Annotated in this window: 17 protein-coding genes and 1 pseudogene; 7 read left to right on the top strand and 11 right to left on the bottom strand. The window is 70.4% G+C overall.

All coding sequences use genetic code 11. The features are described from left to right. Positions 1 to 222: 222 nt before the first annotated feature. Positions 223 to 723: a hypothetical protein gene (locus ACN20J_RS18690; protein ID WP_419666362.1), complete on the bottom strand. Its 501-nt coding sequence runs from the start codon at positions 721 to 723 to the stop codon at positions 223 to 225. A gap of 131 nt (positions 724 to 854) precedes the next feature. Here ACN20J_RS18690 and ACN20J_RS18685 point away from each other — a divergent pair, with 131 nt between their 5' ends. Next, on the top strand, positions 855 to 2,057 hold the full coding sequence (locus tag ACN20J_RS18685) for a serine hydrolase domain-containing protein (protein ID WP_419666361.1): 1,203 nt from the start codon (positions 855 to 857) through the stop codon (positions 2,055 to 2,057). 205 nt (positions 2,058 to 2,262) lie between these two features. On the opposite strand, the gene rbsD is transcribed toward ACN20J_RS18685, so the two are convergent. The 5 genes from rbsD to ACN20J_RS18660 form a co-directional block, all read right to left on the bottom strand. Next, positions 2,263 to 2,655 (bottom strand): D-ribose pyranase, encoded by a 393-nt coding sequence (gene rbsD, locus ACN20J_RS18680; RefSeq protein ID WP_361919603.1) that lies wholly within the window; start codon positions 2,653 to 2,655, stop codon positions 2,263 to 2,265. Beyond that, positions 2,652 to 3,551, bottom strand: a complete 900-nt coding sequence (locus ACN20J_RS18675) for a ribokinase (RefSeq protein WP_055615058.1) — start codon at positions 3,549 to 3,551, stop codon at positions 2,652 to 2,654. Before ACN20J_RS18675 ends, rbsD begins: the two co-directional genes overlap by 4 nt. Positions 3,552 to 3,630: 79 nt before the next feature. Further along, a complete protein-coding gene (locus ACN20J_RS18670) occupies positions 3,631 to 5,586 on the bottom strand; it encodes a substrate-binding domain-containing protein (protein WP_361887846.1) in 1,956 nt (651 codons plus the stop codon). Beyond that, positions 5,576 to 7,138 carry a sugar ABC transporter ATP-binding protein gene (locus ACN20J_RS18665; RefSeq protein ID WP_246574988.1) on the bottom strand — a complete coding sequence of 521 codons (1,563 nt, stop codon included), beginning with the start codon at positions 7,136 to 7,138 and terminating at the stop codon, positions 5,576 to 5,578. Before ACN20J_RS18665 ends, ACN20J_RS18670 begins: the two co-directional genes overlap by 11 nt. After that, the gene (locus tag ACN20J_RS18660; RefSeq protein WP_189837717.1) at positions 7,135 to 8,211 is read right to left on the bottom strand and encodes a LacI family DNA-binding transcriptional regulator; all 1,077 of its coding nucleotides are present in this window, start codon (positions 8,209 to 8,211) and stop codon (positions 7,135 to 7,137) included. The genes ACN20J_RS18665 and ACN20J_RS18660 overlap by 4 nt, the downstream gene beginning before the upstream one ends. Before the next feature lie 412 nt (positions 8,212 to 8,623). Here ACN20J_RS18660 and ACN20J_RS18655 point away from each other — a divergent pair, with 412 nt between their 5' ends. Then, positions 8,624 to 10,885, top strand: a complete 2,262-nt coding sequence (locus tag ACN20J_RS18655) for an ATP-dependent RecD-like DNA helicase (RefSeq protein WP_419666360.1) — start codon at positions 8,624 to 8,626, stop codon at positions 10,883 to 10,885. Positions 10,886 to 11,263: 378 nt separating this feature from the next. After that, positions 11,264 to 12,553 carry a citrate synthase gene (locus ACN20J_RS18650; RefSeq protein WP_189837719.1) on the top strand — a complete coding sequence of 430 codons (1,290 nt, stop codon included), beginning with the start codon at positions 11,264 to 11,266 and terminating at the stop codon, positions 12,551 to 12,553. 587 nt (positions 12,554 to 13,140) lie between these two features. Here ACN20J_RS18650 and ACN20J_RS18645 read toward each other — a convergent pair. The 3 genes from ACN20J_RS18645 to ACN20J_RS18635 all read right to left on the bottom strand — a co-directional run bounded on the left by ACN20J_RS18645 (position 13,141) and on the right by ACN20J_RS18635 (position 16,711). Then, complete coding sequence (locus ACN20J_RS18645) at positions 13,141 to 15,423, bottom strand: heavy metal translocating P-type ATPase (RefSeq protein ID WP_419666359.1); 2,283 nt, start codon at positions 15,421 to 15,423, stop codon at positions 13,141 to 13,143. A gap of 25 nt (positions 15,424 to 15,448) precedes the next feature. Continuing rightward, the gene (locus ACN20J_RS18640) at positions 15,449 to 15,688 is read right to left on the bottom strand and encodes a heavy-metal-associated domain-containing protein (protein ID WP_419666358.1); all 240 of its coding nucleotides are present in this window, start codon (positions 15,686 to 15,688) and stop codon (positions 15,449 to 15,451) included. A 72-nt stretch (positions 15,689 to 15,760) separates the two neighbouring features. Beyond that, positions 15,761 to 16,711: a PrsW family glutamic-type intramembrane protease gene (locus ACN20J_RS18635; RefSeq protein ID WP_419666357.1), complete on the bottom strand. Its 951-nt coding sequence runs from the start codon at positions 16,709 to 16,711 to the stop codon at positions 15,761 to 15,763. A gap of 290 nt (positions 16,712 to 17,001) precedes the next feature. Between ACN20J_RS18635 and ACN20J_RS18630 the strand changes: the two genes are divergently transcribed. Beyond that, positions 17,002 to 18,045 (top strand): zinc-dependent alcohol dehydrogenase family protein, encoded by a 1,044-nt coding sequence (locus tag ACN20J_RS18630; protein ID WP_419666356.1) that lies wholly within the window; start codon positions 17,002 to 17,004, stop codon positions 18,043 to 18,045. Between the two features lie 89 nt (positions 18,046 to 18,134). On the opposite strand, the gene ACN20J_RS18625 is transcribed toward ACN20J_RS18630, so the two are convergent. Beyond that, entirely contained in the window at positions 18,135 to 18,335 is a 201-nt protein-coding gene (locus ACN20J_RS18625; protein WP_055615575.1) for a helix-turn-helix transcriptional regulator, read from the bottom strand. 328 nt (positions 18,336 to 18,663) lie between these two features. After that, the gene (locus tag ACN20J_RS18620; RefSeq protein WP_055615576.1) at positions 18,664 to 19,593 is read right to left on the bottom strand and encodes a sugar phosphate isomerase/epimerase family protein; all 930 of its coding nucleotides are present in this window, start codon (positions 19,591 to 19,593) and stop codon (positions 18,664 to 18,666) included. Positions 19,594 to 19,716: 123 nt separating this feature from the next. On the opposite strand from ACN20J_RS18620, the gene iolC reads away from it, so the two are divergent. The 3 genes and pseudogenes from iolC to ACN20J_RS18605 all read left to right on the top strand — a co-directional run. Beyond that, a complete protein-coding gene (gene iolC, locus ACN20J_RS18615) occupies positions 19,717 to 20,688 on the top strand; it encodes a 5-dehydro-2-deoxygluconokinase (protein ID WP_419666355.1) in 972 nt (323 codons plus the stop codon). 80 nt (positions 20,689 to 20,768) lie between these two features. Then, complete coding sequence (locus ACN20J_RS18610; RefSeq protein ID WP_419668906.1) at positions 20,769 to 21,647, top strand: Cgl0159 family (beta/alpha)8-fold protein; 879 nt, start codon at positions 20,769 to 20,771, stop codon at positions 21,645 to 21,647. A gap of 39 nt (positions 21,648 to 21,686) precedes the next feature. Then, positions 21,687 to 21,905 (top strand): annotated as a pseudogene (locus ACN20J_RS18605) (5-deoxy-glucuronate isomerase); the annotation flags it as partial. Positions 21,906 to 21,958 lie beyond the last annotated feature (53 nt).

The raw sequence follows: 21,958 nt of genomic DNA, 5'->3' as shown, positions 1-21,958 counted from the left end.
AGGACATGTTGTGCCTCTCCTTCTCCCCGGACCTGTCGCGGGGTCACGCAGGAGGCTCGCAGCGGTCCATGACCGCTCCGCGCGGAGAGTGTGACGGGACCATGACCGTTCCTCACCAGTCGCCGTCAACGACATCGGCTGGACGGCCTCGGTGGATTCCACTGTCTGCCGGGCCCGTCAGCCTGCAGCCGGGGCCCGCAAAGGGTGATCCCGTCCGAGGAATCACAGGCGGACCGACGTCCGCGTCTCGTGCACCTCTTCGTCGTCGGTGAAGACGCCGGACGCCGTCACCCCGCCGAGGAGCGCGGTGACGAGCGCCGCCGCGGCGACGAGGGTCCAGCGTGGCCGCCAGGGCCTGGTGCGCGCCGGTGCGGGGTTCAAGGGCGCGGTGTTCAAGGGCGCGACGACCGCGGGTACGGGGGCAGGCGTGGCGTCCTCCGGTACGGGCCCGCACGCGATGTCGGTGCGGGCGTCCAGCCACGCCTCCGCCTCGGCGCCCCGAATCCCGCACGCCGCGACGAACGCGGCGACCAACTCCTCGCGGGGCAGCCGTTCACGGCCGAGCATGCTCGCCGCCGTGGAGTACGGCAGGGAGTGGCCCGCCTCCGCCGCCTGACGCTCCAGGCGGCGATAGCTGAGGCCCGACCACGCCTTGAGGCGCCGAAGCCCCGCCACGAAGGCGGCGGCGTCGGTGTCGGGCGGGCTGGGCGGTGCGGTGGTCATGACGGTGGTCCCCCCTGGTGAGCTGGACGTACACGGGTTCGCACAAGCTCGAACACCCTGACAGCTTGAGGAACGGCGACGGCGGCGGTCAACCTCGGTGCGGATTCCCGATGTTGGAGGTCATAGGTCATATGGGTCAGCTCCGCTGCCGCCGTACTGCCGCCGCCGTCACCGCACTTGCGGCTCTGCTGACGCTGGGCGCGTGCGCCGAAGAGCGCGCCGCCGGGCCCGCCAAGGAGCGCGCCAGGGAGCGAGCCAAGGAACCCGCCGAGGAGCGGTCGGCCGCCGGGTCCGCCGCGAAGGCGCGCGACGGGGAGTCGGTCGCCGACTTCCTCCGCCGGACCATTCCCGCCGGTCCGGGCGGGACCGTGATCGCCGCACGTGGCGACGAACTCGTGTACTGCGGAGGCTTCGGGACGGCGGACCGCGCGGCCGGCACCCCCGCGAGCTGCCGCACGGTCTACGACGTCATGTCGATCACCAAGCAGTTCACCGCCGCCGCGATCCTGAAGCTGGAGGTGATGGGACGGCTGAAGGTCGGCGACCGGATCAGCCGGTTCCTCGGCCCGGTCCCCGAGGACAAACAGGACATCACCATCGAGCAGTTGCTCACGCACACCTCGGGCCTGGTCGAGGGGCTCGGCGACGACTACGACCCGGTCTCCCGCGACGAGATGGTGCGGCAGGCCCTGGCGTCGAAGCCGCAGTCGGCCCCTGGGAAGGAGTTCCACTACTCCAACACCGGCTACAGCCTGCTCGCCGCGATCGTCGAGAAGGCGTCCGGGCAGGGCTACGAGCCGTTCCTCGCCCGGCACCTGTTCGGCCCGGCGGGGATGGAGCGGACCGGATACGTACTGCCTCGCTGGCCGCGGCACCTGGTCGCGGTGGAGTACGACAGCAAGGGGCGCAGCAAGGGCAGGCCCCTCGACCATCCCTGGGCCGCCGACGGGCCGTACTGGAACCTGCGCGGCAACGGCGGAATGCTCTCCACCGCCGAGGACATGTTCCGCTGGCACCGGGCCCTGTCGGGCGACGAGATCCTGCCGGAACGGGCCAGGGAGAAGCTGTTCGCGCCCCGCGTGCGGGTGCCCGACTCCGACGACGGCTGGTACGGATACGGCTGGGCCGTCCGTGAGAGCCCCGAAGGCCGGGTCGTCTGGCACGACGGCGGCAACGACTGGTCGCTGGCGGTCCTCACGAGGTCGCTGCGCGACGGCGTCCTCGTCTACTGGGTGAGCAACCACGCCTACCAGGACGGCAAGTGGAACCTTGAGGACCAGGCGGAGAAGCTGACCCTGGGCATCGCCGACCGGGTCCGCGCCGAGGCCGACTGAGCCACCGAAACGGACCTCAAAAAAATCTCAAGAGACCGTGCAACCCTCCCCGCACTCCGTGGGTCGTACTTGGCATCAGGACTTCTGGAGGGGGATCCGGGGGGATCGCGGGGGTTCTGGTTTGGGGGAGGGGAAACCGAGGGGGCCCGGTCGACGGACCGGGCCCCCTCGAAGCTTGTCCGGGCACTCGTGCGTGCCCCGGGGCCTAGAAGAAGACCCCGCAGTGCAGCAGCACATTCGCGTACGGGCGGGCCTCGCCGGTCCGCACGATCAGACGGGCGTTCGCCGAGAGGATCTTCAGGTCCTCGTGGGAGACATGGGTCAGCGCGTAGGGGAAGCGGTCGGCCAGCAGCGCGGCCGCTTCCGGGTTCGCCTCCCGTACCTCCTTCGCCGCCGTGGCACTCTCCACGACCAGCTCGTCCAGCAGGCCCTCCAGGACCTCCTCGAAGGACGGCACCCCGGCACGGAAAGCCAGGTCCACCACCCTCGGCCCGGCCGGGATGGGCATGCCCGCGTCGCAGATCAGTACGCCGTCGCCGTGACCCAGCTCGGCTATCGCGCCCGCGAGATGACGGTTCAGTATTCCGGCCTTCTTCACAGTGCGGCGACCTCTTCGGCGGTGGGGAAGGACGCCTGCGCGCCCTCGCGGGTGACGGCGACGGCGCCCACGCGGGCCGCGTACGCCGCCGAGTCCGCTAGGGACTCCCCGGCGCCGAGGCGCCAGGCCAGCGCCGCGGTGAAGGAGTCGCCCGCGCCGGTCGTGTCCACGGCGTTCACCTTCACGGACGGCACCCGGGCCGTACCGGAGGCGTCCGCGACGAGCGCGCCCTCCTCGCCCAGGGTGACGACCACCGAGCGCGGACCGAGGGCGAGCAGCGCCTGGGCCCACTCCTCGGGCGTCGCGCCCGCGTCGGCGCCGAGCACCACCCGCGCCTCGTGCTCGTTCACGATCAGCGGGTCGCAGGCCGCGAGCACCTCCTCGGGCAGCTCCCGGGGCGGGGACGGGTTCAGTACGAAACGGGTGCCGGACGGCAGACCGCGTACGACCTCCACGACCGTCTCCAGGGGGATCTCCAGCTGGGCCGAGACCACCCGGGAGGCCGCGAGCAGGGCCGAGGCCGCGTGGACGTCGGCCGGGGTGAGGCGGCCGTTCGCGCCGGGCGACACGACGATGCTGTTGTCGCCGGACGGGTCCACCGTGATCAGCGCGACCCCGGTGGGCGCCCCGCCGACGAGGACCCCGGCCGTGTCGACCCCGGCCGCCCGCTGCGAGTCGAGCAGCAGCCGGCCGTGCGCGTCGTCGCCGACCCGGGCCAGCAACCCCGTACGCGCCCCGAGCCGGGCGGCGGCGACCGCCTGGTTGGCGCCCTTGCCGCCCGGGTGGAGGGCCAGGTCGGAGCCGAGGACGGTCTCCCCTGCGCCCGGCCGCCGCTCGACACCGATGACGAGGTCGGCGTTGGCCGATCCCACGACCAGCAGGTCGTAGTCGTACATGAACAGTCTCCCTGTGGGGGTGAGTTGAGGGCGGGTGGACGGCAGCAGCCGTGCACCCGCCCCGCGACATCGGTCGGGGTCAGCCGGTGAACTCGTCCACGTTCTTCGCCGTGACCACCTTCACCGGAACCTTCACCGTCTTCTCGACCTCCTTGTCGTCGGCCGCCCGCAGCGCGTTCTCCACCGCGATCCTGCCGAGTTCCTTCGGCTGCTGTGCCACGGAGGCGTACATCGTGCCCTCCTTGACAGCCTTCAGACCGTCGGGCGTGCCGTCGAAACCGATGACCTGGACGGACTTCCCGGCCTTGGAGCCGAGCGCCTTGACTGCGCCGAGCGCCATCTCGTCGTTCTCCGCGAAGACGCCCTGGACGTCCGGGTGGGCCTGGAGCAGGTTCGTCATCACGTCGAGGCCCTTGGTGCGGTCGAAGTCGGCCGGCTGCTTGGCGACGACGTCGATGCCCGGGTAGGCCTTCAGGCCCTCCGCGAAGCCCGCGCCGCGCTCACGGCTCGCGGACGTACCGGCCAGACCCTGGAGGATGACGATCTTGCCCTTGCCGCCCAGCTTCTCGGCGAGCGCCTTGGCGCCCAGCTTGCCGCCCTCGACGTTGTCGGAGGCCACGAGCGCGGCCGTCTCCGCCTTGTTGACGCCACGGTCGACGCCGACGACAGGGATGTCGGACTTGTTCGCGGAGCGCACCGACGGGCCCGCCGCGTCCGAGTCCACCGGGTTGACGATGATCGAGTCGACGCCCTCGCTGGTGAAGTTCTGCAGCTGGTTGGCCTGCTGCGAGGCGTCGTTCTGCGCGTCCGTGACGGTCAGGTCCGCGCCGAGCCTCTTCGCCTCCGCCTGCGCACCTTCCTTGATCTGTACGAAGAAGGGGTTGTTCAGCGTGGAGAGGGACAGGCCGACCTTCGGGTTCGACGAGGACGAGCCGTTGTTGAAGAGAGACAGCCCGCCCACGATCGCGGCCACGAGGACCACGGCGAGCCCGTACTTGACGGCCTGTGGCCCCTTGAGACCCGACGAGCCCCCGGCACCGGCGGTGACCGGAGTCGCCCCCGCCTTGCGCCGCACGGTGTCGAGGAGCACCGCCAGCGCGATGACCACACCGATGACGACCTGCTGCCAGAACGCCGACACGGAGAGGAGGTTGAGGCCGTTGCGCAGCACCGCGAGGATCAGCGCGCCGATCAGCGTCCCGGACGCCTTGCCCGTACCGCCCGCCAGGGAGGCGCCGCCGATGACGACCGCGGCGATCGCGTCCAGCTCGTAGCCCTGCGCGGCCTGCGGCTGCGCGGAGGAGAGCCGCGAGGCGAGCACGATGCCCGCGGCGGCGGCGAAGAGGCCGGACAGCGCGTAGATGACGAGCTTCTGCTTCTTCACCCGCAGACCGGAGAGGCGGGCCGCCTCCTCGTTGCCTCCGATCGCGTACATGGAACGCCCGATGTACGTACGCCCCAGGATCAGGGCCGTGATCAGCCCCATGACGATCATCACGAGGACCGGCACCGGCAGCCAGCCGCCCAGCGTGTCACCGAGGTGCGAGACGGACTCGGGGAACGCGATCGGGCTGCCCTGCGAGATCACCAGCGACAGACCGCGGCCCACCGACAGCATGGCGAGCGTCGCGATGAACGGCGGCAGCTTCCCGTACGAGATCAGGACGCCGTTGACCAGGCCGCAGGCTATGCCGGTGGCGATCGCGAGGATCACCGCGATCCAGACCGGTACGCCCTCCGAAGTCGCCGACCAGGCAAGGACGGTGGCGGACAGGGCGGCGACGGAACCGACCGACAGGTCGATGCCCGCCGAGACGATCACGAAGGTCACACCGAAGGCGAGGATGGCCGTCACGGCCGCCTGGACGCCGATGTTCAGCAGGTTGTCCGTCGTCAGGAAGTCGCCCGACAGGGCCGACATCGCGATGACGAGAATGATCAGCGCGGTGAGCGCGCCGTTGTCGAGCAGGAGCCGGCGCAGGCCGCCCGAGGCGCCACTCGCGCCCGGTGTGCTCTTGAGCGTGTCAGTGGCCATCGGGGCCCTCCACAGCGGTAACGGAGTCGGTGGTAACGGTCGTAGGGGGTGTCGTAGGTGTCGTGGGTGAGCTGACGGCGAGTGCCATCACGGAGTCCTGGGTCGCCTCGTCGGCGGTGAGTTCACCGGCGATCCGGCCCTGGGCCATCACCAGCACCCGGTCGCTCATACCGAGCACCTCGGGCAGATCGCTGGAGATCATCAGGACGGCATGGCCGGCGGCGGTGAGTTCGTTGATCAGCTGGTAGATCTCGACCTTGGCGCCGACGTCGATACCGCGCGTCGGCTCGTCGAGGATCAGCACCTTGGTGTCGGCGAGCAGCCACTTGCCGATGACGACCTTCTGCTGGTTGCCGCCGGAGAGCGTGCGCACGTGCTGGCCGAGCCCGGCCATCCGTACGCCGAGCTGCTCGGCGATCCTCGCGGCGGCCGTCCGCTGCCCCTTGAGGTCGACGAGCCCGCCGCGGGTCGCCGCCCGCAGCGTGACGAGCCCGAGGTTCTCCTCGACGGAGGCGTCGAGGAGGAGGCCCTGGCCCTTGCGGTCCTCGGGGACGAGCCCGATGCCCGCGGTCATGGCCGCGCTCACGTCGTGGCGCGGCAACTGCTCGCCGGCCACGGCCACCGACCCTTTGTCGTAGGGATCCGCCCCGAAGACGGCCCGTACGACCTCGGTGCGTCCCGCTCCGACGAGCCCCGCGATGCCGACGACCTCACCGGCCCGCACCTCGAAACTCACGTCGTGGAACACACCGTCCTTGGTGAGCCCCTCCACGGTGAGCAACGCGGTCCCGGTGTCGGCCCGTTCGCGCGGGTACTGCAGCTCGATGGAGCGGCCCACCATGAGGCGTACGAGCTCGTCCTCGGGCGTGGACGCGGGCACCTGGCCGATGCTCCGGCCGTCCCTCAGGACCGTGACGCGATCCCCCAGGGCGGCGATCTCCTCCAGGTGGTGCGTGATGAAGACGACGCCGACGCCGTCCTCGCGCAGCTGCCGCACGATCCGGAAGAGTTTTTCGACCTCTCCGGAGGTGAGCACCGCGGTCGGCTCGTCCATGATCAGGACGCGGGCGTCCAGGCTCAGCGCCTTGGCGATCTCGACCATCTGGAGACGGGCGATACCGAGTTCACGCACCCGCGCGCGCGGGGACACGTTCACGCCGACCCGCTCAAGCAGCTCGGCGGCGTCGGCCTCCATCGTCTTCCGGTCGATCAGCCCGAAGCGACGCGGCTGGCGGCCCAGGAAGATGTTCTCGGCGACCGTCAGATCGGGGACCAGGTTGAACTCCTGGTAGATGGTCGCGATCCCGAGGCGCTCGGCGTCCTGCGCACCATGGATACGGACCTTCTTGCCGTCGACCACGATCTTCCCGGCGTCGGGCCGGTAGGCGCCGGACAGCATCTTGATGAGCGTGCTCTTGCCGGCGCCGTTCTCACCGAGCAGCACGTGCACCTCACCGCGGCGCAGATCGAAGTCGACGCTGTCGAGCGCGACCACACCGGGGAAGGTCTTGCGTATGCCTTCGATACGCAGCAACTCGTCGGGACTGCTCACGTGTTGCTCCTTTGCGGGGACGAGTGCGGAGAGGGTTGCGGGGACAGGGGCTCGCCGCGCGACTCGCCGCGGGATTCGCCGAGCGACTCGCCGCACGAGCGGCGGACGACCAGACGGGCGGGGAGCGTGACGGACTGCGGGGGTCGGCCCTCGATGCGGTCGACGAGGGCGCGTACGGCGGCGCGGCCCAGCTCGGGGGTGGGCTGGGCGATCGCCGTGATCGGCGGATCGGTGTGCACGAACCAGGCGATGTCGTCGAACGCCGCGAGCGCGATGTCGTCGGGAACCCGCATCCCGCGCGCGCGGATGGCGTCCAGGGCGCCCAGGGCCATCAGGTTGTCGGCCGCGAAGACGACCTCGGGCGGTTCGGGGAGGTCGAGGAACTCCTCGGTGACCCGGCGTCCGCTGGCCGCCTGGAAGTCGCCCTGCCCTATGTAGGCGTCGGGCAGCGGGAGCCCGTACTCCTGGAGGGCCTCCCGGAAGGCGTCGACGCGCTCGCTGCCGGTCGTGGTGGCCGCCGGGCCCGCGATGATGGCGAGCCTGCGGTGGCCGAGGGTGTGCAGGTGGGTGACCAGGTCGTGGATGGCGGTGCGGCCGTCCGCGCGGACGACGGGCACGTCCATGCCCGGGATCCAGCGGTCCACGAAGACCATCGCGGTGCCCGCGCGGGCGGCGTCCAGCATCAGCGGGGAGCCGCCGTCCGTGGGGGAGACCAGGAGGCCGTCGATACGGCGGTCCAGGAGCGTACGGACGTGGTGGTCCTGCAGCTCGGGCCGCTCGTCGGCGTTTCCGATGATCACGCTGTAGCCGAGGGCGCGGGCCTCCTCCTCGACGGAGCGGGCCAGTTCGGTGAAGTACGGGTTGAGCACGTCACTGATGACCAGGCCGAGGGTGCGGGTCTGGTCCGTGCGCAGGGAGCGGGCGACGGCGTTCGGGCGGTAGCCCAGCGTCTCGACGGCCGCCAGCACGGTTGCGCGTGCCGCGGGGCTGACCGAGGGGTGGTCGTTCAGGACGCGCGAGACCGTGGCGACGGATACGCCTGCCGCGGCGGCGACGTCCTTGATGCTCGCCATCGACGCTCCACCTCCTTGTGGAATCGATTACATGCGCCTACAGGGAGGATTGGAATCGATTACACGGAAGTTAACAAGTGTCTGAGATCGGATCGTGATGATGGGGGGTGGGGTTTGTGGGGGCTGGGGTGCGCGGTTCCTCGCGCCCCTGAAAGATGCGCCTGCCGTTGGGTTCTCGGGGTTGGTTTTTCAGGGGCGCGAGGAACCGCGCACCTAGCCACGACCCACCCGCACCTACGCATCCGACCTCAGCCACGCTTTTCAGGGGCGCGGGGAACGGCGCAATCTTTTGGCTTCTAGGGGCGCGGGGAACTGCGCAGTCGGGCCCCCGGTCGGGCCGCAGGTGTCAGGGATGCCGCAGGCCTTACGTCGGGCCGCCCTCGGTGTCAGCGGTGGGGGGTAGCGTCGGATCATGTCCAAGCAAGGGGCGGGGAACGGGGAGCGGAACCTGGCGGTTCTGGAGGGCGTGCTGGAGCGGATCACGTACGCCAATGAGGAGAACGGCTACACCGTGGCCCGGGTGGACACGGGCCGAGGTGGCGGTGATCTCCTCACGGTCGTGGGGGCGCTGCTCGGTGCCCAGGTGGGGGAGTCCCTGCGGATGGAGGGGCGTTGGGGCTCCCACTCGCAGTACGGCAAGCAGTTCACGGTGGAGAACTACACGACGGTCCTGCCGGCCACCGTCCAGGGCATCCGCCGCTATCTGGGCTCCGGCCTGGTGAAGGGCATCGGCCCGATCTTCGCCGACCGCATCACGCAGCACTTCGGCCTGGACACCCTGCAGATCATCGAGGAGGAGCCGAAGAGGCTCATCGAGGTGCCAGGGCTCGGCCCCAAGCGGACCAAGAAGATCGCCGAGGCCTGGGAGGAGCAGAAGGCGATCAAGGAGGTCATGCTCTTCCTCCAGACCGTCGAGGTGTCGACGTCGATCGCGGTCCGCATCTACAAGAAGTACGGCGACGCGTCGATCTCGGTCGTCAAGAACCAGCCCTACCGCCTCGCGTCCGACGTCTGGGGCATCGGCTTCCTCACCGCCGACAAGATCGCCCAGTCCGTGGGCATCCCGCACGACAGTCCGGAGCGCGTCAAGGCGGGCCTGCAGTACGCCCTTTCGCAGTCGACGGACCAGGGCCACTGCTTCCTCCCGGAGGAGCAGTTGATCGCGGACGCGGTGAAACTGCTCCAGGTGGACACGGGCCTGGTCATCGAGTGCCTCGCGGAGTTGGCGGCGCCGTCCGAGGAGGGCGAGGAGCCGGGCGTCGTACGGGAGCGCGTGCCGGGCCCGGACGGCGGCGAACCGGTCACCGCCATCTACCTGGTCCCCTTCCACCGGGCCGAACTGTCCCTCTCGGCCCAGCTCCTGCGCCTCCTGCGTACGGACGAGGACCGCATGCCGGGCTTTGGGAACGTGGCCTGGGACAAGGCACTGGCCTGGCTCAAGGACCGTACGGGGGTGGAGCTGGCCCCCGAGCAGGAGCAGGCGGTCCGGCTCGCCCTCACCGAGAAGGTCGCGGTGCTCACGGGCGGGCCCGGCTGCGGCAAGTCCTTCACGGTCCGTTCGATCGTGGAACTGGCCAAGGCGAAGCGCGCCAAGGTCGTGCTCGCCGCGCCGACGGGCCGCGCCGCCAAGCGACTTGCCGAACTGACCGGCGCGGACGCCTCCACCGTGCACCGGCTCCTGGAGCTGAAGCCGGGCGGCGACGCGGCGTACGACAAGGACCGCCCGCTGGACGCGGACCTGGTGGTCGTGGACGAGGCGTCCATGCTGGACCTCCTCCTCGCCAACAAGCTGGTGAAGGCGGTGCCTCCGGGGGCGCATCTGCTCTTCGTCGGGGACGTCGACCAGTTGCCGAGCGTGGGGGCGGGCGAGGTGCTGCGCGACCTGCTCGCCGAGCGGGGCCCGGTGCCGGCGGTCCGTCTCACCCGGGTGTTCCGTCAGGCCCAGCAATCAGGGGTGGTGACGAACGCTCACCGGATCAACGCGGGCCAGCATCCGATCACGGACGGGCTCAAGGACTTCTTCCTCTTCGTCGAGGACGACACGGAGGAGGCGGGGCGGCTGACGGTGGACGTGGCCGCGCGGCGCATTCCGGCCAAGTTCGGCCTGGATCCCCGTCGGGACGTCCAGGTGCTGGCGCCCATGCACCGCGGCCCCGCGGGCGCCGGCACCCTCAACGGCCTGCTCCAGCAGGCCGTCACACCGGCCCGCCCCGACCTACCCGAGAAGCGGTTCGGCGGCCGGGTCTTCCGGGTCGGCGACAAGGTCACCCAGATCCGCAACAACTACGACAAGGGCGAGAACGGCGTCTTCAACGGCACGGTGGGGGTGGTGACTTCCCTCAACCTCGACGACCAGCGCCTCACCGTCCTGACGGACGAGGACGAGGAGGTCCCGTACGACTTCGACGAACTCGACGAGCTGGCCCATGCGTACGCGGTGACGATCCACCGGTCCCAGGGGAGTGAGTACCCCGCCGTCGTCATCCCCGTCACCACGGGGGCCTGGATGATGCTCCAGCGCAACCTTTTGTATACGGCCGTCACCCGTGCCAAGCAGCTCGTGGTCCTGGTCGGCTCCCGCAAGGCCCTCGGCCAGGCCGTCCGCACGGTCTCCGCCGGCCGCCGCTGCACAGCCCTGGCCCACCGCCTCTCCGGCACACGGCTCCCGGACTGAGCCTGCGCCGTTCCCCGCGCCCCTAAGAAGTGCGGGTGGGTCGTGGCCAGGTGCGCGGTTCCTCGCGCCCCTGAAGGAACCCGGCCCCCTACCCAACCGCAGGCGCATCTTTCAGGGGCGCGAGGAACCGCGCACCCCAGCCACAACCAACCCCCACCGACACCCCCACCCCAAAAAATGATCGATCAAACGAGTCGGAAACGTCACACGGCACTTTCGGAAGAAGGAGGAACCGGGCAGGATGAACAGGTTGGCGGCACTGAGTGCCGCCAATAGGCCCAATGGTCGACCCCGAGTGCACTCTCCTGCGCCAAATGGGGGATGGTAGAGACAGTCAGGGCACCTCGAAGAAGAGGCACAACGTCGGTGAGGGATGACGTGAGCGACAACTCTGTAGTACTGCGGTACGGCGACGGCGAGTACACCTACCCGGTGATCGACAGCACCGTCGGCGACAAGGGCTTCGACATCGGGAAGCTCCGCGCCCAGACCGGTCTGGTGACGCTGGACAGCGGTTACGGGAACACCGCCGCCTATAAATCCGCCATCACCTACCTCGACGGTGAGCAGGGCATCCTCCGCTACCGCGGCTACCCGATCGAGCAGCTGGCCGAGCGCTCCACCTTCCTTGAGGTGGCCTCCCTGCTGATCAACGGCGAGCTGCCCACGGTCGACGAGCTCTCCGTCTTCAAGAACGAGATCACGCAGCACACCCTGCTGCACGAGGACGTCAAGCGTTTCTACCAGGGCTTCCCGCGCGACGCCCACCCGATGGCGATGCTGTCGTCGGTGGTCAGCGCCCTGTCGACGTTCTACCAGGACAGCCACAACCCGTTCGACGAGAAGCAGCGTCACCTCTCGACGATCCGCCTTCTCGCCAAGCTTCCGACGATCGCGGCGTACGCGTACAAGAAGTCCATCGGTCACCCCTTCGTCTACCCGCGCAACGACCTCGGGTACGTCGAGAACTTCCTGCGCATGACCTTCTCGGTCCCCGCCCAGGAGTACGACCTGGACCCGGTCGTCGTCTCCGCGCTCGACAAGCTGCTCATCCTGCACGCGGACCACGAGCAGAACTGTTCGACCTCCACCGTCCGTCTGGTGGGCTCGTCGCAGGCGAACATGTTCGCCTCGATCTCCGCCGGCATCAGCGCCCTCTGGGGCCCGCTGCACGGCGGCGCCAACCAGTCGGTCCTGGAGATGCTCGAAGGCATCAAGGCCAACGGCGGCGACGTCGACTCCTTCATCCGCAAGGTGAAGAACAAGGAGGACGGCGTCCGCCTGATGGGCTTCGGCCACCGGGTGTACAAGTCCTTCGACCCGCGCGCCAAGATCATCAAGGCGGCTGCGCACGACGTCCTCTCGGCCCTCGGCAAGTCCGACGAGCTGCTGGACATCGCGCTCAAGCTGGAGGAGCACGCGCTCTCCGACGACTACTTCGTCTCGCGCAACCTCTACCCGAACGTGGACTTCTACACCGGCCTGATCTACCGGGCCATGGGCTTCCCGACCGAGATGTTCACGGTCCTGTTCGCCCTCGGCCGCCTCCCGGGCTGGATCGCCCAGTGGCACGAGATGATCAAGGAGCCGGGTTCGCGCATCGGCCGCCCGCGCCAGATCTACACGGGCGTCGTCGAGCGCGACTTCGTTCCTGTCGAAGAGCGCTAGACGGTCCGTTCGTCTGCTGAGGCTGGGGCGTCCCTGTAGGGGACGCCCCAGCCTCAGTCAGTTGTACGGGCAACTCGGTTGGTCAGTCGTACGGGCAAACAGAAGGCGCCCCGCTACGGTCCCCCCACGGGCCGTAGATCGGGGCGCCTTCCCATGTCCCGGTGCGGATTCCCCCCACGGGATCCGGCCGGGCGTCTGAAGGCAGCGCCTGAGTCGCTGCGAGCTAAACGAGCAAAACTGGTCGGACTGGTGAGCTGCGGTCTGCCGGGACCCGTACGTACGGGAGGGCCGCTCAAAGCTCCCCGCTGTACGTGCCCCGGCAACGCAATTCCGAGAACGTCCCCCAAGACGTCCCCAGATGTCAGATTCGCCCCCCAAGACGTCTCTGACATCGTCAATCTAGACTCACGAACCCCTTCGATGGTTACGTTCACATCACTGTGATCTGCGTCTCTTGCGTATGTCCTGAAGATACGCAAGCGCTCCGATATCGCTACCGGAACCCAAGCGTAAGGATGATGCGCGAGCCTTGTGAAGAGCTTATGTGAAGGCGTGTGCCGGACTCTAGGGGGACTCTTACCTCTTCGTCATGAAAATGCCCTGAGCCGCAGGCTGTTCGTCACCACGAACACCGAGGAGAAGGCCATGGCCGCGCCCGCGATCATCGGGTTCAGCAGTCCGGCCGCGGCGAGCGGCAGCGCCGCCACGTTGTAGCCGAAGGCCCAGACGAGGTTTCCCCGGATGGTGGAAAGGGTCCTCCGCGACAGCCGGATGGCGTCCGCGGCCACCCGCAGATCCCCCCGTACGAGTGTCAGGTCGCTCGCCTCGATCGCCGCGTCCGTCCCGGTGCCCATGGCAAGGCCCAGGTCGGCGGTGGCCAGGGCGGCAGCGTCGTTGACGCCGTCGCCGACCATCGCCACCGTCCGCCCCTCGCCGCGCAGCCGCTCGATCACGTCGACCTTGTCCCGCGGCAGCACCTCGGCGATCACGTCGGCGGGGTCGATGCCGACCGTGCGGGCCACGGACTCGGCGACGGTCCGGTTGTCCCCGGTCAGCAGCACCGGCCGCAGGCCCAGGGCGCGCAGGGCGCGTACCGCCTCCGCGCTGGTCTCCTTGACCGCGTCGGCGACGGTGACGACACCGCGTGCCACGCCGTCCCAGGCGACGGCCACGGCGGTACGCCCGTCCTCCTCGGCCCGCGCCTTGAACGCGGCCAGCTCCTCCGGCAGCGCGATCCCGGCCTCTTCGAGGAGACGGGCCCGCCCGACGAGGACCTCGTGGCCCTCGACCGTGCCGCGCACCCCGAGCCCGGCCACGCTCTCGAAGCCGTCCACGGCCGCCAGAGGGCCTGTACGGGCCTCGGCGCCCTCGGCGACCGCCCGGGCGACCGGATGCTCGGAGGCGTGCTCCAGGGCCCCCGCGAGCCGCAGCACGAGCTTCTCGTCGGTGCCGTCGGCCGCGTACACCTCTTGGAGGGTCATGCGGCCGGTGGTGACCGTGCCCGTCTTGTCCAGGACGACCGTGTCGACGCGGCGGGTGGACTCCAGGACCTCGGGGCCCTTGATCAGGATGCCGAGCTGGGCGCCGCGGCCGGTGCCGACCATGAGCGCGGTCGGGGTGGCGAGGCCCAGCGCGCACGGGCAGGCGATGATCAGCACGGCGACGGCCGCGGTGAACGCGGCGGCCGTGTCACCGGTGACACCGAGCCAGCCCCCGAACGTGCCGACCGCGATCAGCAGCACGACGGGTACGAAGATGCCGGAGACCCGGTCGGCGAGGCGCTGCACCTGGGCCTTGCCGTTCTGCGCGTCCTCGACCAGCCGCGCCATCCGCGCCAGCTGGGTGTCCGCGCCGACCCGGGTCGCCTCGACGACGAGCCGTCCGCCCGCGTTCACGGTGGCGCCCGTGACGGCCGAACCCACCGTCACGTCCACCGGCACCGACTCGCCGGTCAGCATGGATGCGTCGACCGCCGAGGAACCCTCGACGACCGTGCCGTCCGTGGCGACCTTCTCCCCGGGCCGTACGACGAAACGGTCGCCCACGGCCAGAGCGGCCACCGGGACACGGACCTCGCGGCCGTCCCGCACGACGGAGACGTCCTTGGAGCCCAGTTCCATGAGGGCCCGCAGGGCGGCACCCGCGCGGCGCTTGGAGCGGGCCTCCAGATAGCGGCCGAGAAGGATGAGGGCGACGACCCCGGCGGCGACTTCGAGATAGATGGCCGACGAGCCCTCCGTACGCGAGACGGTCAGCGAGAAGCCCTCGTCCCGCATGCCCTCCATCCCCGCGTCGCCGAGGAACAGCGCCCACAGGGACCAGCCGAACGCGGCCAGCGTGCCGACCGAGACGAGCGTGTCCATGGTGGCCGCGCCGTGCCGGGCGTTCGTGAACGCCGCCCGGTGGAACGGCAGTCCGCCCCACACGACGACAGGCGCGGCAAGGGTGAGCGCCAGCCACTGCCAGTTGTCGAACTGCAGCGCCGGGACCATCGACAGCAGGACGACGGGGAGGGCGAGGAGGGCGGAGACGGTGAGACGCTCGCGCAGCGCGGCCAGTTCGGGATCCCGGGCGCTCTCCTGGGCGGACTGCCCGGCGTCGGCCGCGGGCGGCTCGATCCTCGGCGGGGGAGGCTCCTCGGCCGTGTACCCCGTCTTCACCACCGTGGCGATCAGGTCGGTGACCAGCACCCCCTGCGCGTACGAGACCTTCGCCTTCTCCGTGGCGTAGTTCACCGTGGCGGTGACCCCGTCCATCCGGTTGAGCTTCTTCTCGACGCGGGCCGCGCAGGAGGCGCAGGTCATTCCGCCGATCGTCAGCTCGACCTCGGCGGTCGCGCCTATCGGGCTCGTCGCGGTGGTGCTGGTCATCTCCGTGCTCCGGGTCTCGCCGGGGTCAGGCCTTGCCGACGAGCTCGAAGCCGGCCTCGTCGACGGCGGCGCGCACGGCCTCCTCGTCGAGCGGGGCGGCGGAGACCACGGTCACCTCGCCGGTGGAGGCGACGGCCTTCACCGAGGTGACACCGGCGATCTCGGAGATCTCGCTCGACACCGAGCCTTCGCAGTGTCCGCAGCTCATCCCGCTCGCCTGGTAGACGGTGGTGAGGGAGCCCGGGGTGTCGGTCTGGGCGGTCATGTCGTTGCTCCTCGTCGAGACGTGTGGGGCGTGCGTGGCCCACGAGGGCCTCACACTAACCACACTGTACCCCTAGGGGGTATTTCGCCAAGAGGGGTCGCGACGTGCCAGGGAACGTACCCAGGCGATGCCCATCAACGACACGGCGACCATGCCGCCGACCGAGAACAGCGTGAAGAGATGTTTCTGCTGGTCGGTCACGGCCGGCAGGTAACCCGCTCCGAACAGGGCGGGGTTGAGCCCCGCGTGCGTCAGCCGCGCCACCAGCCAGAGCGCGATGCCGTGTGTCGAGTCCCACAGGGCGTGCAGCAGCGCGACACCGACGTACGTGCCGACGACCGGGGCGGTGAACGCGAAGTGCCCGCTCGGGCGGCGGTGCGCGAGCAGGACCGCGCCGGTGATCGCCGTCCACAGGCCGTGCCCGAAGGGGGCGAGCACGCCCCGCAGGATCTCGGTCTCCAGCAGCGCCCGCAGATCGATGCCCTCGGTCGAGACGGCCGCGTTGAACGCGTACCCCGCGCTCTCCAGCGCCGCGAACCCGAAACCGACCGACGCCCCGAGCACGAGTCCGGCCCGCAGTCCGCGGATACGGGTCTGCCGGCGCAGCACGAACATCAGCGCCGCCGCCTTCACCGCCTCCTCGATCAGCCCGACCCCGACGAACATCCACAGGGACGGATGGAGCAGGTAGTACTCCATCACCGAGGCGCCGAGCACGCCCAGTACGCCACCGGTCAGGAAGCAGCCGAGGATCACGTTCACGCCCAGGTCGCGGCCGTGCTGCTCGTACGCCCACAGCACGAAGACGACCGGGACCAGGAAGCTGCCGAGCAGGATCAGCGTCGGCAGCAGGGTGGTGTTCCCGGTCGCGTACGTGACGACCGCGCTGAGCCCCCAGAGCACGAGCCCGCCCCACAGACACCGCCGCCACAGCCCGGTGCGCGTCCGGGGATAGGAAGGAGGGGGCTGCTGAGGCCCGGGAATGCGCGCGCGGGGCGCGCCGGGCGGCGGGGGCTGGGTCACGACACATCCCTCGACTCGAAAGTGCGACTCGGAAGATTTGTCCGCACTTTATGGCAAGTGGTTGTTATGCGCCTCCTTGGCATATGCGCCCTTTTCGGGGTGTAGGGGAGGGCGCAACCCTTTGGTCTTTAGGGGCGCGGGGAACGGCGCAATCTTGTGGCTTTTAGGGGCGCGGGGAACTGCGCACCCCGCCCCTACCGACCCGCACACAAAAACCGCGCTCCCCGCGGGGCGTCTAGCGTTCGATCAGCAACAGCGATCCACGGGCCGACGGCGGAGGGGCAAAACACATGCGCGCAGTGGTGTTCGAGCAATTCGGAAAGCCGGCCGAACTGCGAACCGTCCCGGACCCGACCCCCGCACCGCACGGCGTCGTGGTCCGGGTGGCGGCCACCGGCCTCTGCCGAAGCGACTGGCACGGCTGGCAGGGTCACGACCCGGACATCGCACTCCCGCACGTGCCGGGCCACGAACTCGCCGGAACCGTCGAGGCGGTGGGCGCCCTGGTGACCGGCTGGCGCCCCGGCGACCGCGTCACCGTGCCGTTCGTCTGCGCCTGCGGCAGCTGCGCCTCCTGTGCGGCGGGCGACCAGCAGGTGTGCGAGCGGCAGACCCAGCCGGGGTTCACGCACTGGGGGTCGTTCGCCGAGTTCGTGGCCCTGGACCACGCCGACGTGAACCTCGTCGCCGTCGCGGACGAGCTGTCCTTCGGGACGGCCGCCTCGCTGGGCTGCCGGTTCGCCACGGCGTTCCGTGCGGTCGTCGCGCAGGGGCGGGTGGCGCCGGGGGAGTGGGTGGCCGTGTACGGCTGCGGCGGGGTCGGGCTGTCCGCCGTGATGATCGCGGCGGCGGCCGGTGCTCGGGTCGTCGCGGTCGACCTCTCGCCGCGGGCGCTGGAGCTGGCGCGGGAGTTCGGGGCGGCGGAGTGTGTGGAGGTGGCCCGGGACGCCCGGCCCGAGGAGACGGCGGAGGCCGTTCGTGAACTGACCGGCGGCGGCGCCCACCTGTCCCTCGACGCCCTCGGCTCACCCGCCACCTGCGCCGCGTCGGTCGGAAGCCTGCGCCGCCGGGGCCGGCACGTCCAGGTCGGCCTGCTGCCCCAGGACCCGACCCTGCCGATGTCCCGCGTGATCGGCCTGGAACTCGAACTCCTCGGCAGCCACGGCATGCCCGCCCACGCCTACCCGCCGATGCTGGAGTCCGTACGGGCCGGTGTGCTGCGCCCCGACCTCCTGGTGACGTCCACGATCCCCCTCGGCGCGGCCCCCGCGGCGCTGGCGGCGATGGGGACGGCGCCGGGGGCGGGAGTGACGATCATCGAACCGTGGGCGTGAACCGCTCGCTCGCCGGGCCGACATGGGAGGGCCCCCGCACGTCCGTCGTGCGGGGGCCCGGTTGTCGTGGTTGTCGTGCCGGGAGGTGATCAGCCGTCTCTGCGGCCTCTGTTGCCGGGCCGCGAGGCGACCCAGGCGCGGACCGTGTCGGCGTACCAGTAGGGCTTGCCGCTCTCCACGTGGTCGGGCGGGGGCAGCAGCCCGTGCTTGCGGTAGGACCGCACGGTGTCCGGCTGCACCTTGATGTGCGCCGCGATCTCCTTGTACGACCAGAGCCTTCGGTCGGTCATGAGTTGCACCTCCCTGCGCGCGCCACAGCGGCGGCCGAGGGGCGGCCGTCGGGGGAGCCGGGCACTGCGCTGGCGATCACAAAGCCTGTGCCCGCTCAACGACACAGCGTGACCGGCCGGTAGCGCCTGTCGCGCGGGTGTGACGCAAGACCCGCGTACACGCGACATGTGTGACAGGAAGGGGTCTTTTGTGACACGAGTGACGCATTGCGCAACAGTGAGGGGCGTGCCCCGGCAGGGGTGCGGGGCTGTGACATGTGCGGCTCCGCCGCGTGGGTGCGCCCAGCACCTACGACCCGCAGCCGAAAACGCGCCCCCGGCGGAGCGCCTACGCCCCGCAGGACCTCAGGAACGCCCGCGTGCGCTGAGCGATCGGCAACGGCTTGTCCGGCTCGCACGGGTACATGTCCTGCTCGACGATGGCGAACAGCTCCACGTCCAGCTTCTGCGCGGCGGCCAGTACCGGCTCCAGTGCGGGCACCCCGGACGGCGGTTCGCACATCACGCCACGTGCAACGGCCGGCCCGAACGGAACCTCGTTCGCCCGCACGTCGGCCAGGATCTCGGGGTCCACCTGCTTGAGGTGGAGGTACCCGATCCGCTCCCCGTACGTCTCGATGAGCTTGACGCTGTCGCCGCCGCAGTAGGCGTAGTGACCGGTGTCCAGGCACAGCGAGACCAGCGACGAGTCCGTGCCGTCGAGGAAACGCGCCACGTTCTCCTCGCTGTCGATGTGCGTGTCCGCGTGCGGGTGGACGACGATTTTCAGCCCGTACCGCTCGCGCACCTCGTGCCCGAGCCGCTCGGTCTGCGTGGTGAGGTGGCGCCACTGCTCGGCGGTGAGCGTGTCGGGCTCCAGGACCTCGCCGGTCTTGTCGTCGCGCCAGAAGGACGGGATGACGACCAGGTGTTCGGCGCCCATCGCCTGGGTGAGCGCGGCGATGTCCGAGACATGGGCCCAGGTGGCGTCCCACACGTCCGGGCCGCGGTGCAGCCCGGTGAAGACCGTGCCGGCCGACACCCGCAGGTTGCGGCGCGCGGTCTCGTCCGCGAGGACGGCCGGCTCGCTCGGCAGATAGCCGTACGGGCCCAGCTCGATCCACTCGTATCCGGACTCGGCGACCTCGTCGAGGAACCGCTGCCAGGGCACCTGTTGGGGGTCGTCGGGGAACCACACGCCCCACGAGTCGGGGGCCGAGCCGATGCGGATGCGCGACAGTGAGGACTGCGGCGATGACTGAGGTGACAACGACGTCATGAGCGCCAGCTTCGGGTCCGTCGGGGAGAGGTGTCAAGGCCTGGTCCGAATGTCCGGACAACCAATTGACAGGGCTCTGTGAGCGCCGCTAGACCTTGGGTCAACCGATACGAAGGGAACTCGATGGCCGAGTCAGCGGAGTCCAGTGCGTACGACCTCATCACCATGGGGCGGATCGGCGTGGACCTCTACCCGCTGCAGACCGGGGTGCCGCTCCCGCAGGTGACCTCCTTCGGGAAGTTCCTCGGCGGTTCGGCGACCAACGTGGCTGTGGCGGCGGCTCGGCTCGGGCGGCGTACGGCCGTGGTGACGCGGACCGGTGACGATCCCTTCGGGGCGTATCTGCACGAGGCGCTGCGGGACTTCGGGGTCGACGACCGCTGGGTGACACCCGTGCCCGGGCTGCCGACGCCGGTCACCTTCTGCGAGGTGTTCCCGCCGGACGACTTCCCGCTGTACTTCTACCGGCTCCCCAAGGCGCCCGACCTGGAGATCGACGCCCACGAACTGGATCTGGACGCCATCCGTGACACCCGGATCTTCTGGGTCACGGGTACGGGCCTGAGCGAGGAGCCCAGCCGGACGGCGACGCTCGCCGCTCTCGCCCACCGCGCCAAGTCCGGGACGACGGTCTTCGATCTGGACTGGCGGCCGATGTTCTGGAGCGACCCGGAGGCCGCCCGGCCCTTCTACGCCGAGGCACTGCGCCACACCACGGTCGCCGTCGGCAACCTCGACGAGGTGGAGGTCGCCACGGGCGTGCGCGAGCCCCACGCGGCCGCCCGCGCCCTCCTGGACGCGGGTGTCGAGCTGGCCGTGGTCAAGCAGGGCCCCAAGGGCGTCCTGGCCGTGAACCGGCAGGGCGAGTTGGCGGAGGTGCCGCCCCTCCCGGTGACGGTCCTCAACGGCCTCGGCGCGGGCGACGCGTTCGGCGGCTCCCTCTGCCACGGCCTCCTGGCGGGCTGGGACCTGGAGCGGATCATGCGGCACGCCAACGCCGCCGGTGCCATCGTCGCGTCCCGCCTGGAGTGCTCCTCGGCCATGCCGACCCCGGCGGAAGTCGAGCAGGCACTGAAGGCGGGGGCGGTGCTGTGACGGCGGGATACGCGGGGGTCGACCGGCACGAGGAGGGCGCCACGGGGGCGTACGACCCCGCGGCAGGCGCCCCGACGCGCATCGACATCTCGGAACTCGTCCGGATCCGGGCCCAGCGCCCCGAAGCCGTCGAGGAGGCCGCCGCCCGGCGGCCCCGGCGGTCGCTGCTCGGTGAGTCCGGGCGGCTGATGATCGTCGCCGCCGACCACCCCGCCCGCGGAGCCCTCTCCGTGGGTGACCGCAGGCTCGCCATGGCCAACCGGATCGACCTGCTCGAACGGCTCTGCCTCGCCCTCTCCCGCCCGGGCGTCGACGGCGTGCTCGCGACCGCCGACATCCTCGACGACCTGCTGCTGCTCGGCGCGCTGGACCACAAGGTGGTCATGGGCTCGATGAACCGGGGCGGACTCGCGGGCGCGGCCTGGGAGTTGGACGACCGGTTCACCGGGCACCAGCCGCGGGACATCGAGCGGCTCCGCTTCGACGCGGGCAAACTGCTGCTGCGGATCGACTACGACGACCCGGGCTCGCTCACCACCCTGGAGTCGACGGCCCGTGCCGTGGACGACATGGCCGAGCGCCGGCTCCCCGTGTTCGTCGAGCCGTTCCTCAGCCGCCGCGACCCCACCACCGGCACCCTCCGCAACGACCTGGGCGCGGATGCCGTCACCCGGTCCATCGCCATCGCGAGCGGCCTGGGCGGCAGTTCGGCGTACACCTGGCTGAAGGTCCCCGTCACGGAGAACCCGGACGACATGGCCCGCGTCATGGAGACCTCGACCCTCCCGGCCGTCCTGCTCGGCGGAGACGTCGGCGCCGACCAGGAGGGCGCGTACGAGAAATGGCGCGGCGCCCTCCAACTGCCCACCGTCCAGGGTCTGGTGGTGGGCCGTTCGCTGCTCTACCCGGCCGACGGCGATGTCGGGGCCGCGGTCGACACCGCCGTCGGACTGCTGTGAGGGGAAGCCGACATGACCGACGAGCCACGCGTCCCCGGCGGCGGTTGTACTGTGCGCACAGAGGGGAATAAAGAGGACAAAGTGTTTGAACTCCCGGGCAGGGAGGGCGTGTTCGCCGGAGTCGCCGACTTCGCACATGCCCCCCGTGACGCCCGGGTCCTGATCGCCTCCGGCGCGGGAAGCCGCTTCGCCCTGGCAGGAGCGAAGTGCGAGCGACGACTCCCCGCCCGCTACGGCCCCGCGCCGGAGGTCCCCGTCATCGGGTGTGCACGGCCGCACATTGGCGGACGGGCCATAGAGACGTAAGGCCC

The sequence above is a fragment of the Streptomyces sp. 2-1 genome, from assembly GCF_048564895.1.
Classification (GTDB): Bacteria; Actinomycetota; Actinomycetes; order Streptomycetales; family Streptomycetaceae; genus Streptomyces; species Streptomyces phaeochromogenes.
This window is presented reverse-complemented; position numbering and strand designations above follow the sequence as displayed.

Bases quoted from the DNA above. Each gene is read 5' to 3' on its own strand.
- ACN20J_RS18660 (WP_189837717.1), bottom strand. From the start codon at position 8,211: ATGGCGAGCATCAAGGACGTCGCCGCCGCGGCAGGCGTATCCGTCGCC.
- iolC (WP_419666355.1), top strand. From the start codon at position 19,717: ATGGCCGAGTCAGCGGAGTCCAGTGCGTACGACCTCATCACCATGGGG.
- ACN20J_RS18645 (WP_419666359.1), bottom strand. From the start codon at position 15,423: ATGACCAGCACCACCGCGACGAGCCCGATAGGCGCGACCGCCGAGGTC.
- ACN20J_RS18685 (WP_419666361.1), top strand. From the start codon at position 855: ATGGGTCAGCTCCGCTGCCGCCGTACTGCCGCCGCCGTCACCGCACTT.
- ACN20J_RS18655 (WP_419666360.1), top strand. From the start codon at position 8,624: ATGTCCAAGCAAGGGGCGGGGAACGGGGAGCGGAACCTGGCGGTTCTG.
- ACN20J_RS18640 (WP_419666358.1), bottom strand. From the start codon at position 15,688: ATGACCGCCCAGACCGACACCCCGGGCTCCCTCACCACCGTCTACCAG.
- ACN20J_RS18675 (WP_055615058.1), bottom strand. From the start codon at position 3,551: ATGTACGACTACGACCTGCTGGTCGTGGGATCGGCCAACGCCGACCTC.
- ACN20J_RS18620 (WP_055615576.1), bottom strand. From the start codon at position 19,593: ATGACGTCGTTGTCACCTCAGTCATCGCCGCAGTCCTCACTGTCGCGC.
- ACN20J_RS18670 (WP_361887846.1), bottom strand. From the start codon at position 5,586: ATGGCCACTGACACGCTCAAGAGCACACCGGGCGCGAGTGGCGCCTCG.
- ACN20J_RS18630 (WP_419666356.1), top strand. From the start codon at position 17,002: ATGCGCGCAGTGGTGTTCGAGCAATTCGGAAAGCCGGCCGAACTGCGA.
- ACN20J_RS18625 (WP_055615575.1), bottom strand. From the start codon at position 18,335: ATGACCGACCGAAGGCTCTGGTCGTACAAGGAGATCGCGGCGCACATC.
- ACN20J_RS18690 (WP_419666362.1), bottom strand. From the start codon at position 723: ATGACCACCGCACCGCCCAGCCCGCCCGACACCGACGCCGCCGCCTTC.